This is a genomic window from Veillonella sp. R32 (assembly GCF_010093125.1).
In the GTDB taxonomy this organism is placed as follows: domain Bacteria; phylum Bacillota; class Negativicutes; order Veillonellales; family Veillonellaceae; genus Veillonella_A.
Genome location: NZ_NMZQ01000050.1, coordinates 1 through 14,808 on the forward strand (window position 1 = coordinate 1; position 14,808 = coordinate 14,808).

The 14,808-nt window shown below is 35.8% G+C and carries 22 protein-coding genes and 1 tRNA gene; 19 read left to right on the forward strand and 4 right to left on the reverse strand.

The features are described from left to right. Positions 1–115 precede the first annotated feature (115 nt). The 4 genes from VER_RS09675 (at position 116) to VER_RS09690 (ending at position 2,944) form a co-directional block, all read left to right on the forward strand. Positions 116–1,072: a magnesium transporter CorA family protein gene (locus VER_RS09675; protein WP_162100619.1), complete on the forward strand. Its 957-nt coding sequence runs from the start codon at positions 116–118 to the stop codon at positions 1,070–1,072. 142 nt (positions 1,073–1,214) lie between these two features. Continuing rightward, the gene (locus VER_RS09680) at positions 1,215–1,769 is read left to right on the forward strand and encodes a LemA family protein (protein WP_162100620.1); all 555 of its coding nucleotides are present in this window, start codon (positions 1,215–1,217) and stop codon (positions 1,767–1,769) included. 172 nt (positions 1,770–1,941) lie between these two features. Then, the gene (locus VER_RS09685; RefSeq protein WP_162100621.1) at positions 1,942–2,763 is read left to right on the forward strand and encodes a YgcG family protein; all 822 of its coding nucleotides are present in this window, start codon (positions 1,942–1,944) and stop codon (positions 2,761–2,763) included. 105 nt (positions 2,764–2,868) lie between these two features. Next, positions 2,869–2,944, forward strand: a tRNA-Thr gene (locus VER_RS09690). A gap of 182 nt (positions 2,945–3,126) precedes the next feature. On the opposite strand, the gene VER_RS09695 is transcribed toward VER_RS09690, so the two are convergent. Both VER_RS09695 and VER_RS09700 read right to left on the reverse strand, forming a co-directional pair. Next, positions 3,127–4,278, reverse strand: coding sequence for a site-specific integrase (locus VER_RS09695; RefSeq protein ID WP_162100622.1), 1,152 nt, complete (start codon positions 4,276–4,278; stop codon positions 3,127–3,129). A 39-nt stretch (positions 4,279–4,317) separates the two neighbouring features. Then, on the reverse strand, positions 4,318–4,815 hold the full coding sequence (locus VER_RS09700; RefSeq protein WP_162100623.1) for a helix-turn-helix transcriptional regulator: 498 nt from the start codon (positions 4,813–4,815) through the stop codon (positions 4,318–4,320). A 169-nt stretch (positions 4,816–4,984) separates the two neighbouring features. Between VER_RS09700 and VER_RS09705 the strand changes: the two genes are divergently transcribed. The 12 genes from VER_RS09705 (at position 4,985) to VER_RS09760 (ending at position 10,291) form a co-directional block, all read left to right on the forward strand. After that, positions 4,985–5,203 carry a helix-turn-helix domain-containing protein gene (locus VER_RS09705; RefSeq protein ID WP_162100624.1) on the forward strand — a complete coding sequence of 73 codons (219 nt, stop codon included), beginning with the start codon at positions 4,985–4,987 and terminating at the stop codon, positions 5,201–5,203. Between the two features lie 83 nt (positions 5,204–5,286). Beyond that, entirely contained in the window at positions 5,287–5,499 is a 213-nt protein-coding gene (locus tag VER_RS09710) for a helix-turn-helix domain-containing protein (RefSeq protein ID WP_162100625.1), read from the forward strand. Between the two features lie 61 nt (positions 5,500–5,560). Next, entirely contained in the window at positions 5,561–5,884 is a 324-nt protein-coding gene (locus VER_RS09715; protein WP_162100626.1) for a hypothetical protein, read from the forward strand. Positions 5,885–5,900: 16 nt separating this feature from the next. Further along, on the forward strand, positions 5,901–6,119 hold the full coding sequence (locus VER_RS09720; RefSeq protein WP_162100627.1) for a hypothetical protein: 219 nt from the start codon (positions 5,901–5,903) through the stop codon (positions 6,117–6,119). A 3-nt stretch (positions 6,120–6,122) separates the two neighbouring features. After that, positions 6,123–6,308, forward strand: a complete 186-nt coding sequence (locus VER_RS09725; RefSeq protein ID WP_162100628.1) for a hypothetical protein — start codon at positions 6,123–6,125, stop codon at positions 6,306–6,308. Next, on the forward strand, positions 6,254–7,609 hold the full coding sequence (locus tag VER_RS09730) for a phage/plasmid primase, P4 family (protein ID WP_162100629.1): 1,356 nt from the start codon (positions 6,254–6,256) through the stop codon (positions 7,607–7,609). Before VER_RS09725 ends, VER_RS09730 begins: the two co-directional genes overlap by 55 nt. A 270-nt stretch (positions 7,610–7,879) precedes the next feature. Further along, positions 7,880–8,143, forward strand: a complete 264-nt coding sequence (locus tag VER_RS09735; protein ID WP_162100630.1) for a hypothetical protein — start codon at positions 7,880–7,882, stop codon at positions 8,141–8,143. Positions 8,144–8,152: 9 nt separating this feature from the next. Beyond that, positions 8,153–8,407 carry a hypothetical protein gene (locus tag VER_RS09740; RefSeq protein WP_162100631.1) on the forward strand — a complete coding sequence of 85 codons (255 nt, stop codon included), beginning with the start codon at positions 8,153–8,155 and terminating at the stop codon, positions 8,405–8,407. Positions 8,408–8,418: 11 nt separating this feature from the next. Continuing rightward, on the forward strand, positions 8,419–8,580 hold the full coding sequence (locus VER_RS09745; RefSeq protein WP_162100632.1) for a hypothetical protein: 162 nt from the start codon (positions 8,419–8,421) through the stop codon (positions 8,578–8,580). Between the two features lie 29 nt (positions 8,581–8,609). Then, on the forward strand, positions 8,610–8,810 hold the full coding sequence (locus VER_RS09750; protein WP_162100633.1) for a hypothetical protein: 201 nt from the start codon (positions 8,610–8,612) through the stop codon (positions 8,808–8,810). Positions 8,811–9,374: 564 nt separating this feature from the next. Then, on the forward strand, positions 9,375–9,821 hold the full coding sequence (locus tag VER_RS09755; RefSeq protein ID WP_162100634.1) for a hypothetical protein: 447 nt from the start codon (positions 9,375–9,377) through the stop codon (positions 9,819–9,821). Positions 9,822–10,108: 287 nt separating this feature from the next. Further along, positions 10,109–10,291 (forward strand): helix-turn-helix domain-containing protein, encoded by a 183-nt coding sequence (locus VER_RS09760; protein WP_162100635.1) that lies wholly within the window; start codon positions 10,109–10,111, stop codon positions 10,289–10,291. 289 nt (positions 10,292–10,580) lie between these two features. On the opposite strand, the gene VER_RS09765 is transcribed toward VER_RS09760, so the two are convergent. Then, entirely contained in the window at positions 10,581–10,952 is a 372-nt protein-coding gene (locus VER_RS09765; RefSeq protein WP_162100636.1) for a pyridoxamine 5'-phosphate oxidase family protein, read from the reverse strand. 262 nt (positions 10,953–11,214) lie between these two features. Between VER_RS09765 and VER_RS09770 the strand changes: the two genes are divergently transcribed. From VER_RS09770 to VER_RS09780, 3 genes are all read left to right on the forward strand, one after another. Next, positions 11,215–11,883, forward strand: coding sequence for an NAD(P)H-binding protein (locus tag VER_RS09770; RefSeq protein WP_162100637.1), 669 nt, complete (start codon positions 11,215–11,217; stop codon positions 11,881–11,883). A 115-nt stretch (positions 11,884–11,998) separates the two neighbouring features. Further along, positions 11,999–13,477 carry an FAD-dependent oxidoreductase gene (locus tag VER_RS09775; RefSeq protein ID WP_162100638.1) on the forward strand — a complete coding sequence of 493 codons (1,479 nt, stop codon included), beginning with the start codon at positions 11,999–12,001 and terminating at the stop codon, positions 13,475–13,477. 33 nt (positions 13,478–13,510) lie between these two features. Next, positions 13,511–13,648 (forward strand): rubredoxin, encoded by a 138-nt coding sequence (locus VER_RS09780; RefSeq protein WP_162100639.1) that lies wholly within the window; start codon positions 13,511–13,513, stop codon positions 13,646–13,648. A 204-nt stretch (positions 13,649–13,852) separates the two neighbouring features. Here VER_RS09780 and VER_RS09785 read toward each other — a convergent pair whose 3' ends face one another. Next, positions 13,853–14,734 (reverse strand): LysR family transcriptional regulator, encoded by an 882-nt coding sequence (locus tag VER_RS09785; protein ID WP_162100640.1) that lies wholly within the window; start codon positions 14,732–14,734, stop codon positions 13,853–13,855. Positions 14,735–14,808 lie beyond the last annotated feature (74 nt).

Genomic DNA, 14,808 nt, shown 5'->3' on the forward strand with positions numbered 1-14,808 from the left:
AAATTTAAAGGTCTTTAGAACCTTTTTTTTATGGTTATTTCACCGATTCTATACTTGACGAATCCTAGGTTGGTTGGATATGATGAAGTATAAGCTAATGAATGGGAGGTGGCGTATGCTCACGGTATACAAACATGAAGACGGCGAGCTTATATCAGATACAACGGTAGCTGATGCAACGAAGGGCTCGTGGATTAACTTGGTGAATCCTGACCCCGATGAGCTGGCGCTTGTCAATATTATGACGGAAATCCCTACGGACGTTTTAAAAACAGCCTTGGATATGGAAGAACGTTCGCACGTGGAAATTGAAGAAAATTACATCTTTGTTGTTATCAATATTCCTGCATTGCGTGGTAGCGATAGTTATGATACCGTTCCGCTTGGTATTTTCTTAACACCAGACTTCTTTATTACAGTTTGTTTAGAAGAGTCGGAAGTGTTGTATCCATTTTTAAATAATCAGGTAGCGACGTTTTATACGTATAAAAAAACACGCTTTTTATTCCAAATCATGTATCGTACGGCTACTTTGTTCTTGCGTTATTTGCAACAAATTAATCGTCGTACGGATGATATTGAAATTCAGCTACGCCATACAACTAAAAATAAAGACTTTTTCCAGCTCTTAGAATTACAGAAATCCATGACGTATTTCACGTCTGCTTTGAAAACAAATGGTACGGTAATGGAACGTATTTTACGTATTCGTAGTCATGAAGATGTGCGCCATTTGCTTAAGATGTATGAAGAAGACGAAGACTTGCTGGAAGATGTAATCATCGAAAATAAACAGGCCATTGAAATGGTTGAAATGTATTCGAATATTTTGATGAATATGATGAATGCCTTTACGTCTATCATTTCGAATAACCTAAACATGGTCATGAAATTGTTGGCCGCTGTTACGATTATTTTGGCTGTACCTACGGTAATCTTTAGCTTGTGGGGCGTCAATGTGCCCGTGCCGTTTACCGAATTGGGCGGTGAAGGCTTTGTTTTTGTTATTAGTATTGCCTTGTTAGCGACTTTTGTGGCGGGCATTTTATTGTGGAAAAACGATTTCTTATAAATACGATTCAATCTACGCGTTAGCAATAGCTAGGCGTAGATTTTTTATTGGTAAAAAGAGCCAAATATAGCCAATATATAGTATAATAAGAATATACGATAGAATTCGATGTATTATATGTCTTTATAATTTGGAGGATACTATGAAAAAGACTTGGCTTATTGTGATTGCTGTTATTGCCGTGGTAGCTGTATGGCTAGTAAGTGGTTATAATGGGTTGGTGCAAATGGATGAAACGACGAATAATCAGTTAGCACAGGTACAGACTCAATTGCAACGACGTAATGATTTAATTCCTAATTTAGTGAATACCGTGAAAGGGTATGCTTCTCATGAACAAGCCGCTATTCAGGCTGTTTCCGACGCTCGGGCTAAGTTAGGGGGCGCTCGTTCGGTAGAGGAAATGTCACAAGCAGACGGTGAATTATCTAGTGCGTTAAGCCGTTTACTTATGATTACGGAAAATTATCCAAACTTAAAAGCTGATCAGAACTTTAGAGCCTTACAAGATGAATTAGCAGGGACTGAAAATCGAATTGCTGTAGCCCGCAAAGACTACAATGATGTGGTGCGTGGCTATAATGCCAAAGTTCGCACCTTCCCAACTTCAATATATGCAGGTATGTTTGGGTTCCAACAAAAAGCATATTTCCAAGCTGATGAAAGCGCACAAGCAGCGCCTAAAGTATCCTTCTAGCGCAGCATTAGGTACTTAGGTTTAGGTGCTTGGCTACTTAGTTATTTAGGTAGATAGTTAGTTATTTATTTAGCTAGGTAGATAGTTAGTTAGGTACTTAGGTACTTAGGTACTTAGTCAGTTAACTAAGTGGGAAGGGCTTTCAAAGTATAAAATAAGGTAGGAGGCTTGGATGACTCGTACAATAAACAGGTTTGGCACTGGGCAAACGGGCAGTCGTTTCAGTAAGTTAGGGCCTATACTAGGGTTAGCCTTACTATTGGCTGTATTATTGGTAAATGTAGCATTTGCAGAAATACCAGCTAAACCACCTACGGGACAATATGTGGTGGATCAAACGAAGGTATTGTCACCACAGGAATTACAAACACTCAATGCCATTGGCACACAATTTGATAAATCGGGAAAAGGCCAGTTGGCCGTGGTGATAGTGCCTACTTTTGGCGACCAGGCGCCTGCTGATTATGCCCTCGCTGTATTACGAGGTTGGGGTGTTGGCCATGGTAATAAAAATGATGGCTTTGTATTAGCGGTAGCCTTAGAGGATAAAAAAGTTTACTTGTCGGTAGGCTATGGTTTAGAAGGCGATTTGAATGATGCCAAAGTAGGGCAACTCTTAGATACGTATGCATTGCCTAATTTTAAGGCTGGAAAATATGGAAGTGGTATTGTTACTACTGTTTGGCAAACCGTACAAATTGTATATCCTGATATTACTAAGGATATGAAAGGTGTGGTTCAAGATAATAGTCGGCGTCAAGCCACGGAGGAGACCTTATCTGATGAACAAGTCATGTATATTGGTGGCGGGGTTATACTATTCCTCATTTTGGACTTTTTCTTTTTTGGTGGTGCCATTACACGCTTTTTATTAACCCATATTTCATTTGGTGGCCGCGGTGGCGGCGGAGGCTTTGGCGGTGGATCCGGTGGCCGGGGCGGCGGTTTCGGTGGTGGCTCTGGTGGCGGCGGCGGTGCTGGCCGAGGCTGGTAGTTAGTTGATTATAAAAAATAAGAAAAGCGCTTACTTTTTAAAGGTAAAGTAGGCGCTTTTTCTTGACGTTTGGCTTGAAATCCGCTAAAATAACAAAGTAGACATGCCGGTATAGCTCAGTTGGTAGAGCGGCTCATTCGTAATGAGTAGGTCGTAGGTTCAAGTCCTATTATCGGCTCCATACTTTCGATGAATAAAGGGGAGTATTTCAGATTAGTTCAATAAGCTAGAAACGTAGGTTCTAAAAGGGTTTTTAGCAAAATTGATTGATTTGAAATATTTCTCTTTTTTTCTTATTCTAAAAAAGTAAGCCCTTTTTTCTGCCCTTTTTGGTTTGCCCTTTTTAGTATAAATAAAAAAGGGCTACAGAGCTAATGTATCTAGCTTTTCTACCACAGTATTCTTCATGTTCTCGGTTACATGCGAATAAATAGCAAGTGTGGTTCGTGGTTCGTGATGTCCTACACGTTGCATTATTGCTTTTAATGGGATACCTAACTCACTTAATAGGCTAATATGGCTATGTCTGAATATGTGCGTTGAAATATGCTTGCCGTTCACATCTAACCGCTTCAATAGTTTATTGATTTGAACTATTTCGTAAGGGTTGCCGTTTTGGTTGATGAATATGTAGCGCTTTTCTTCTGGTGGCTCACCAATATTCATATATTGCCAACGGTTGGACTTAATAAAGAAGTCTATAATCTCGCTTGCACGTTCATTCAATGCTACATCACGATAGCTATACAGGTTTTTAGGTGTACCTCTTGTCTTTGTGTGAGAGTTATAACTACCGTTTACTGTGATTACTTTAGTGAAGCGGTTATAGTCACACTCACGGAGCGCTAATAACTCGCCTATGCGTAGACCTGTAAGAGCCTGAAATTCACACAGTAGCCCTATACGCTTATGCATTGTGGCTAATTGCTCAAAGCAGGTTTTTAATTCCTCACGATCTAAAAATTTATTGTTGGACTTTTCCACTTCTTCTATTGTTTTTGGTTTAGCTTTTATCTTAATTTCTAGAAAATCAAGAATATCGTTGATATACCCTTTACGCCTTGCATATTGCAGGGTGTTTTTTAGTATACGGAGTAAAGAGCAAGTATAGCGGTGTGATTTCCCTTCTTCATAGTGGAATTTAATTAGTCGTTCCTCAATATCTATACTCTTTAAATCTTGAAGCGGTACATTGTCAAACATTGCTTTAATCTTGCCTATTTCAACGTCATATTTTAGCTGTGTGCGTTCAGAAAATGTAGGGCGGATATATTCTATCCACATATCAACCGCTTCATGTAGCGTTATTTTAGGCGCTTCTTTGGCGTGTAAGGCTTTTTCTTTCGCTAGTTCTATCTTGCACATTAACTTGTTATAAGCGGTTTTCTTTGCTCTTGGTGTAACGCTTTCAAGGGTAACAGATACCCTTTTATTTTTGTGTGTAATCGGGCAAGTGTACCGTTCATAGTAGCGGTATACGGTGCCTTTTTGTGTTTGTCGTTCCTCTATCCACATAGTATTTCCTTTCTTTGTGGGCGAGAAATAACAAGCCTATTACCAGTTAATATCTGTTAGTAGTGATACTCTTGTTTGAAAAATAAAAGGTTCTAAGTTATAGTTTTGTTTTTTTCGATAAATTTCTTCTATAGATTCTAGAGTTAGCTCTAATAATATAGTTTCATAGTCTTCATAAAATGAACGCCAGTCTTCGAAGTCTGTATCTTTTATGTCAACTACAGGAATTTTATTTTTTCCTAGTAAAGTTACATAAAGTGACATTTCTAGAAATTCATCATTATCATAATTAACTATAACTTTAAAAATATTATCATCCATTGTTATATCAATATTAAACGGGTAGTAATATAAAAAATCTGTAAAATTTAAATTTAGATATTTACATAGATTGTTAAGATATTCAATATTAAGTTGTTGAAATTTATTAGATATTAAATTCTGGATAAAGGTTCTTGAACTATTGATTTCAGTTGCTACCTTATAAGCTGTTAAATCTCGTTCATGCAATATATTTTTTAGTGTTGATATTATCATTTATTATCACCTCTAAACATATATTAGCAGAATAAGAGATGTAATTCAATGACATTTTAAATTATATTGTAATTTTATAAAACATTGTATTGACAAAATCATACATTGTGATTTAAAATCTAATTGTAATTTGAAGTTACAATGAAATTTTGAAGGAGGTAAGAAATATATGCAGAATAGAGTTGAAGTAATGGCTAATGTAAAAGTTCAAATACTTAGAGAATCGATGTTAAAACAGGGATTCTCTTCTAAGGCATTAGCTAAAGAATCAGGAGTAGGCATTGTAACAATATATAACTTGTTACGTGGTAAAACATGCGGAATACCTATTGCTAATAAATTAGCTAAAGCTTTAAATGTGCCAGTAGAGGAATTATTCACAGTGTAAATCTCGACCTATCATATTATCATCTCTCTACTGTGAATATTCTTTTATAAGGTGTTTTTTTATTAATAAAGGGGAAAAAGTCTGTGAAACTTGTATTTGCTCTGAATGCAGAACGATTTAAACATGAAATGCTGGTTCAGAATAAAAATGTTCATGATATTGTGCAAGAAACAGGATTAGCTTTCGTTACTATTTCTAACTTAATGAAAGGGACTCGAAAAGCACATGTAAAAACCTGTAACAAGCTTGCAAAGGCGCTTAATGTGCCAGTAGAAGAATTATTCACTGTAGAGTAGCCACAACCTCATATTATCACCTCACCTACTTATATTGTGGCTATTTGAAAGGAATGATTACATGAAGTATCAACTGATTAAAGACGGTGTTACCTATGAATATTTACATGATAGCTTAGACGACTTAATAGAAGAAAATCTAGCCTATTCTATTGTGATTATGGATTGTGACGAAGTAAAAGGATGTATGCTTGAAGAATCGAATGATAGAGAAGTATTTATCAAGATATATACAGACATGAAAGCTAGACAAAGCGAAGTTGTATATTGGTTAAATGCTGATGAGTATTACATTATTCCTAGTTATTGGACAGTAGAGAAAGCAATAGATTGCTTAAAGACGTTTAATGCTGATAGTGAATATAGGATTGTGACTATTGGATAGAAAAGGAGTGAATTATATGGAATTACTACAGCAAGAGTATGCACGACCTAAAGAACTAATGGTTAAGTACAGCATTAGTCGACCTACATTGTGGCGGTTAACGCAGGACATGAAAAAACGCCCTAAATTCGCTAAGGCGTTTCGGCGCTTATCTAAGGGCAGAGAGTTAATTAATATTAAGATGTTTGATGATTATATGATCGTGCGTACAAATGAAATTGAAAGAGAGGGGTAATTTATGGAGAGTAAAGAAAAAACCGCTTCACGAACGGCAATTCATGAAACGGCAAGTGAGGAATATTGCAACAAACAAACCTCACTTTTATTATATCAATTCCCCGCAGCGATATCAAATGAAAGGGGGATTATATGGCTAAGAATGGGAAATATTTCAATGGCAGAACATTTTTACATCACATTTTAGGGGAAGACCTTATAAAAGAATTAAAAATTTGCCGTATTAGACAAAATAAATATGAAGAAGACGGTAATATACTTAATCGAGATTTGATGTTTTATAGTGAAGATTGTGGTATTTATAAAACATTACCGATTAAGAGATTGAACGCAGAAATACGAAGTAGGATAAATAATATCTCTGATAACCGCCAACGAGAGGTACGGCGATATATTGAAGATATGGCAGAGATTAAGGATATCAAGTTTGAAAACTATATAGCAACTAAAAATGTTATTCTTGATGTTTTTAATCGAGGGACATTCAGGCATTCCCCTGATATTATATGTACTCGGTATATACCTACTGAATATAATCGCTTACAAAGTGAATGCGCTATTCTTGATGAGTTTATGAATTCTATTACTTGTGGCAATAAGGATATAGAAAACTTGCTTTATGAATTTATAGGGTATTGCTTATCACCAACAATATTTATACATAATTTTTTTATTATTATTGGTGAAGGTAGTAATGGGAAAAGTACATTTTTTAAGCTATTAACAAAATTATTAGGATATTGGAATGTAGGCAATACGCCACTAAATAAATATGGCGGTCGCTTTGAGTTAGCAGGTATGGAGTATATCGCTGTTAATATAGGCGATGATATAAGTAGTAAAGCCTTATTAGAAACAGATAACCTAAAGAAGTTAGTAAGTGGTGACCCTGTTAAGGTAGAGCAGAAAGGGAAACAAGGCTATGTTATATATCCTACATGTAAGCATATATTCAGCGCCAATACTATGCCTAAACTAGTAGATACAAGCGGGGGTATAAAAAGGCGTTTTGTGGCGATTCCATTCAATGCAGATTTTAAAAAGAACGGAGATCCTTATATTCTAGACAAGATTATTGAAGCGGGTGGTCTTACGGTACTTATGAATAGAGCGCTTGAGGGCTTACAGAGATTGCGCACTACACACCAATTTACAATGTGCGATGAAGTTTTGCTCATTACTGAAAAGCACTTGAAAGAAATGAACCCTGTAGCTCTATTCAATGAAATGTGGCTCAATAATGAGTTTGAACCCTATGAAAGTCCTACAGCTAAAGAATTTGTTTGTGTAGCGATTGATGAAGTAGTGGCTAATCAATATTACAAATACTATAAAGACTTTTGTAAACAATATGGCTTTGAAGCGTTAGGAATTACTCGATTTAATCAGGAGATGGAACGGCTAGGATATATAAAAACTAGGTGTTGGAATGGAACTTTACGAGGTAAATATGTATATGCTCTAAAGCTCAAAGAATGCACTAATTAATTTAAATAAAATAGTGCATTAAGAATTCAGTGTTTATAAGGGTTTATCGGAGAATGCTCCAAATGCTCTATATATTTTTATATTATGAAGTATATATAAATAATATAAAATATATAAAAGTATATAAGTAAGTGAAAAAAATGTGGAGCATTTAGTGCAATGGCTATAAAGCCAGTAAATACAAGGGTTTATATGCAACATTTTTGAAAAATAAATTAGTGCATGCACTAAATAATATATGTGCATGTAGCAAAAATAAGGAGATAAGAGATGTTTAATAATATGCTGAATAATTTAGTAGTTTTCGATGAACAAGAATTTAATGAAGCACATGCGTGTTATAAGAAGATAGTTAAAATTCAAGATGAAGTATTTAATCAAGAAACGCTTGATAATGTTTATAATGTCTTACAGCTGTTAGACGCATTTACTCTTGAGGATATAGATGATGAAAATCTTAAACTATTAGCAAGAGTAAAAACAATATATTTAGTGGGATATCTTGACGGTAAGACAACAGCTAAGGGGGCATAGAATAACATTATGAGTAAAAACACATCTATTCAGGATAATACCTTTATAAAATCTGTAGAAGTTATGACAGACGCAGTAAATAGAAATGTTAAAACAGTTTTCTTTATTGTGAATACAATGGACGCATTGAATGAAATTTGTGCTAATTTTGGCTTTTATGACTATAATGTAACACCGTTTACAATGGAATATAATGGAAAGGTTTTGGCTTGTTTTGCAACTAAAGCAGAATATAACCCTAAGAAAGCTAGTGCCAAAGGATAGGAACAATAACTATGAAATTAACGAATGACGATTTAAATATAATTGCTAGAATTATGAAAAGTGCTGTAAAAGATAGTGAAAGCGGTCAACAATATGAAGTAGTATTGTCTAGGTTGTGTATAGCTTGTTATAAAGCAGGTGTAAATAAAGGAATAAGTATTAATAAAGAGTAGATATTGCTATGATTTAGAAAGGCTAATCTATGAAGAAAACATTGTTAGAGTTATTAAAGTATCAATCAATAAATATAGTTTCGAATCATATTTTAGAATTGAAAGAAATAGAGCGTAATTTTATTGCTGATAGCAATGATGAAATTCGATGGGGATTGTGTCAAGCTTTGATTGCGGGCTATATCTTAGGTATTAGAGCGGAACGAGTGAAGAAAGCGCATAAAGTTTGATATAGAAAATATAGGGGCGTTGTGGCTATAAACATAGCGCCCTTTATTGTTGACAAAAGTTGACATTGAACACGCTCAAAAAAGAGCAAAAGTTCAGATGTTGGAAAATGTTGAATATATAATTTGTGGCCAACATACAAAACTTGAGTTTGAAATGTTAAGGAATGTTAAGGTTGCAAGGTTACAAAGAAATACAAAACAAACAATTGTTAAAAGTTGCACCGTATAAAGAGCGTATTCGGAGATTTCGGAGGCCCTAAAAAGGGTATAGCGAGATTTGCGAGGCCCTAAAAAGAAGTATCCTTACATTTCTGACTTCCTAAAAAAGGTGGGAATTTTAAACTCTAGAGAAAACCTTGTTAACTCTGGAGTTACTCCCGAATTGTGGCTAATGTGGCGATAATAGTAAATATGATCGTGGTATTTGATTGAAGCGGTTTTTTATATTTAATTAGGAGAAAAACAACTCTTTTACTTGCGCTGTAAGGCGTTTTATGAATGGTTTAGGTATAAATACCTTAGGTATATTTTAATATTTGATATGGAATGCGTGAGGTGTAGAGAATGACATATTATGAAAAGACATTGGAACTCTTGAAGTTAAATGATAGGGTTAATGCGTTAAAAGCTAAGTTATATAGTCTTGACGGTGTGAATGTTAGCTATACAACCAGTACAACTAGAGGGAAAAGCCCTAAAGGTGATAAGATAGGGCGGATTGTGGCTAATAGAGAAGAATTAATAGCTGAAATAGAAGCCTTAGAGGAACAGAGAAAGCCTTATATTAATGATGTACGTAAGGCGTTGAAAGGATGTAGTAACTATGATATAGCAGGAAGTGTAGAAGCTGGCAGGGTAGTTTGTAATGTCATTGTAGATAATTACACGATTGAAGAAGCTAGAGAATTAAGTGGTAAGAAAACTTCACAGATACATAAGAACATAAGAACCTATCTTAATCGAATGAAAGAGCGAGAGGAAAGCGGGACATTAGTTATTAGAGAGTGGTAACTTAGTCGGATTGCTTATTGTTTTGATGTTCAAAATGGATAACAATATAATTAGAAATGTGATATAATAAAAATAAGAATATAGGTGCAGATTTGTATAAAATTATGAATAATATGCAGTAAGTTTATACGGATATTCACATTATTATACATAACTTTATGTCATAAGGCTGTAAATGGCTTAAATACTGACTTCTTGATTAAAATTACTTCCGAAATTACTTCCAATAATCATATATTATCGGAAGTAATACTAAGTTAATGAATTAAAGTAATAGAGGTAGTGCTATGAGTGATGAATTAAAAGTGTATACCATTAAAGAGGTAGGGGAAATTTTAAAGGTATCTAGACGTACAATTTACAATTACTTAGATGACGGGACACTAAAGGGCGTGCGTATAGGTAAACATATTCGTTTTACACACGAGGAAATAAAACGCCTTATCTATGGTGACACCGAAGAAGAATAGAGTGTTGCTTTGTGTATCAAATAGGCACACAAGACGGCATATAAAGCGGTACACTATGTAGACCAATAAGAGCCACAATGTGGGCTACAATAAGAGCCACAAAATGAACTATAAAAAGCCGTACAAATGCTGTACGGCTAGAGGTGATAATATATAATTGGTAGTCATTTTTTGCCCTTTTTGTGTGTTTAGGGCTTATAAATGCGATGAAATAAGGGGCTTTTATTATCGGCTCCAGTAAAAAACAGCGTAGGTCATTGACCTGCGCTGTTTTTGTTTTACTATTGAATTATAAAAGTTGTTTAGCAGATTCGATTTTTACAGCTAATACTCGTTTTAGGAATGGAAATTCAGCAAACATTTCATCATAAATAGGACCGTTTGCAATGAAATCCGCGGTGCCTTCTAGACGGAAACCAGTGCCTTGGTAACCGTTGAACCCTTCTACTTCACGAGCCCCTAAGGTAATGATTACGCGGTTATTTTTCTTGATGTCTGCCTCTGTAGAGGTCATGCCAGCTGCTGGGATAAGCAAGGTATCATCTTTAATTTTTAAATATGAGTTCCAAGTGTTGGTTACATGAGCTTCGTTATCGCTCCAGGTAGTGATAGATACAACGCCTTCATAGTTTAAGACTTCAAAAAATTTTTCAGGTAACATAGTATTTCTCCTTATTATATTACAAAATAGGCTGTATATTTTTTACTTATATATTTATTATATCATGGAATTTATGAGAAAAGATATCAAAATGATGAAGTTAAAATAATAGCGAATTAATAATAGCGAATTTGGTTCAGATGACGATTTTTTGATGGATTAGGGTATAATTAATATAAGTAAGCACAATAAATACAAGTAACTACATAGTATTGGCATGGCAAAATTGATCGTTTTTATTAATGGCTGGGAGGGAAATAACATGAAAGCTGTTATATTGGGCGCAACAGGCGCAACGGGGCAAGAGGTATTGCGTTTAGTTTTAGAGAATCCTTTATTTGATTCCGTAGAAATTTTTGTTCGTCGTAATCCAGGCATCAAGCACCGTAAATTAATAGTTCAGGTTGTTGATTTTGAGCAATTAGCGAATTGGAAACATGTCATTACTGGCGATGTGTTATTTTCATGCTTAGGCACGACTCGTAAAGAGGCTGGTAGCAAGGAGCAGCAGTGGCAGGTAGATTATTTATATCAATTGGAAGTGGCTAAGGCAGCCAAGATGAATGGGGTAACGCATTATATTTTAATTTCTACAGTAATGGCATCACCTGATTCAAAATTTTTCTATACACGAATGAAAGGGGAATTAGAAGAGGCTATCAAAGCACTTATGTTTCCTAAGACTACGATTTTACAACCGCCTTCTTTAGTCCGCCCTCACACGACTCGTTGGAGTGAAACGATAAGTACAAACTTATTGAACCTTTTAAATAAGGTAGGTGTATGGGAAGATAAAAAGCCGATGCCTACGGAAATATTGGCAAAGGCTATGATTTTGGCAGCGACTTCGCAGCCGGCTGATTGTGAAACGTGGGATAGTCAGCGAATTTGGAATAGTGGTTTGGCTTACGATTGCCTCAAAGTATATTGATATTTTTCGTTATAAGGCGTACAATAAAAGTGAATATAGTGCCTGTATTCGACGTTTGTAGTTTTAAGATTTACATTTTAAGAGTTACATTCTAGTTTGAAAAGAGGTCATGTGTATGAACGGACAAGTATCATTTTTTGCAAAGCCTGAGCCGATTACGGATATTAAGGATGTCAAAGAGTATGATATTGTCGTGATTGGCGCCGGTTCGCCAGGCATTCCTTGCGCCTTTAAAGCGGCTGAGCTAGGTGCTAAAGTGGCGATTGTGCAAAAGTTAAAATCGGCTATGGCTGGTGGTAACTTTGGGGCAGGACTTGTTTTAGAAAAGAGCGATCCTTATGATGTACAACGGTTGGTTACTTTATTAGAAGCATCTTCGGATCATCGGGCTAAACGCGGCTTGCTTGAAATGTGGGCTCACCATTCGGGAGAGGCTGTGCGTTGGACTATTGAATTAGCGAAAGAAGCAGGGGCACAAGTAAAAGACTTAGGCACACCAGTGCATGCGGTTTTACTGAAACGTCATGGGTTGCAATTAGAATTTACAACCTGCGTATTTGGTCCTAAGCCTTATAATACGGGGCAAGGTATGAAAGCTATTTGTAGTTTAGCCCAGGCAAGAGGGATTGATATTTATTATGGAACTCCGGCAGAACAGTTGGTGCAAGGTGAAACGGGACGAATTACTGGTGTTATTGCTAAGTCGCCAGATGGATACATTCAACTCAATGCGAAAAAAGGCGTGGTCGTGGCCACTGGTGATTATGCTAATAATGATGAAATGATGCATTATTATTTGCCTGATATGGATAATTTAGGTCGCAAACGGTTTGGTTATGATGGTGACGGCCATAAGATGATTGCTTGGGCTGGTGGCCGCATGGAAAATGTAGGCCATACCAAAATGGCTCATGATATGGATTCAGGCCCAGCTTCTATGATGGATTCACCATACTTGCGGGTAAAGTTAAATGGTAAGCGGTTCTGTGATGAGTCAGTAGGCATGGAATTGATGAATTGTTATTTAACGAGTAAGGAAGATCAAGGCCATTATTGCCAGATTTTTGATAGTCAATATGTGGAACAGGCTAAGCAAATGGGATATGGCTATGAAGATTTTGAGTCTATTAAAAAGTGGATGCCAGAAGAAAAGGTTGAGCATACTGGGGTAGTGCCTGGTTTAATTGCTACCTTTAAGGCCGATACTTTGGAAGAATTGGCTGAAAAACTTAAAATTAAAGATATACCAACTTTTATAGCGACCGTACAGCGATATAATGCCATGGCAGCGCAAGGACAGGATTTAGAATTTGGCGTACCTAAAGAACGACTATGTCCTGTAGTTAAACCACCGTTTTACGGGATTCATCGGCGCATTCGTTTCACCGTTTCCTGCTCGGGCATGGTTGTTAATGAACGACTACAAGTGCTAGATACGGAAGATAACCCAATTGAAGGTTTATATGCAGCTGGCAATGTGGCTGGTAATTTCTATGGGAGTACAGACTATCCATTAGATGTATTTGGTCTTAATTTAGGCCATAATTATACGCAAGGCTATGTGATTGCTAAGGAGCTTATGGGAGAATTATAAGCGATATATTAGGTTTCTAAGGAGGAATGATGTATGAATGAAAAGTATGTATGTACTGTATGTGGTTATGTGTATGATGAAGCGGCTGAAGGTGTAAAATTTGCTGATTTACCAGACGATTGGGAATGCCCTACTTGTGGTGTGCCTAAAGCACAATTTGAAAGAATGTAGTGGCGCTTAAGACCTCGTTGGCTGTTGAGGCGCAGTGCTATTAAAAAAGATTAAAATAATAAAAGACGATTGTTTATTGGAAAATCCTGTGCTATAGGAAAAACCTTAAACAATCGTCTTTTTATTTATCGTATATAAAATAGCGCTAGCGTTATGATTTTTGAGGGTGTTGATTATATTACATAATTAGTAGTAGTTAGTTATTTATTCGTGTGGGAAGGAAAATTCTTTAATAAAGTGAATTAAATCTTTGGTAGCATAGGAAAGGTATTTATTTTTTCGCCAAACTAAGCCGATGGTAACGGTTAAAGGTGGCTCCATAGAAATTAGCTCTACATCAGTTCTATTTAATTTAGCTATATCTAGTAAAAAGGACAGACCAACACCTTTAGCTACCGAATCAATATTGGTTTCTATTTGATTAGAAGATAGTACAATTTTAGGCAAAAAACCACAAGCCTCACAGTGGGCGAGAACCTTTTTGCGATGTACAGAATCAATCTTCATTAGAATGAGGGATTCTTCTTTTAAATATTCAAACGGAATTTGTTTATAAGCGTGGAAAGGGTGCTGGCTAGGGATACATAATTTATGTTCACTTTTAAATAGTGGAATGGTTTCTAATTTAGGTGAAATAGAGTCTATAATCACAATGCCCAAGTCCGCTTCTTCGGCTAATACTCGTTCAGATACCCCTACAGAGCCTTCTACTAATACATTTAGTTCCCATTGGGGATATTCTTGGCGAAAGTGATTAAGTAAAGGGGTAAATAAATAGGCGCTAATCATAGGGGGAATCCCAATCGTAACGGTACCAGAGAGTTTATGCTTTTCATCCTTTATCTCATCGATTGCATTTTGTAGTTGCGCAAGTGTTTGCTTTATAGAGTTATAGAATATATGACCTTTTTCTGTTAAGGTCATTTTTTTATATTCTCGTTTAAATAACTCTATACCCAATTCGTCTTCTAATTTCTTGATGGCAACAGTTATATTAGGCTGTGATACATAGTGTTGTTGCGCTGCTTTCGTCATATTACCTAACTCGGCCACTGAAACAAAGAATTCTAATTGCTTCAATTCCATGGAGAACTCCTTATATATAACGTAAATAATTTGGAGAAATAAATCAGTTGGTAAAATACTTTAAAATAAATAAT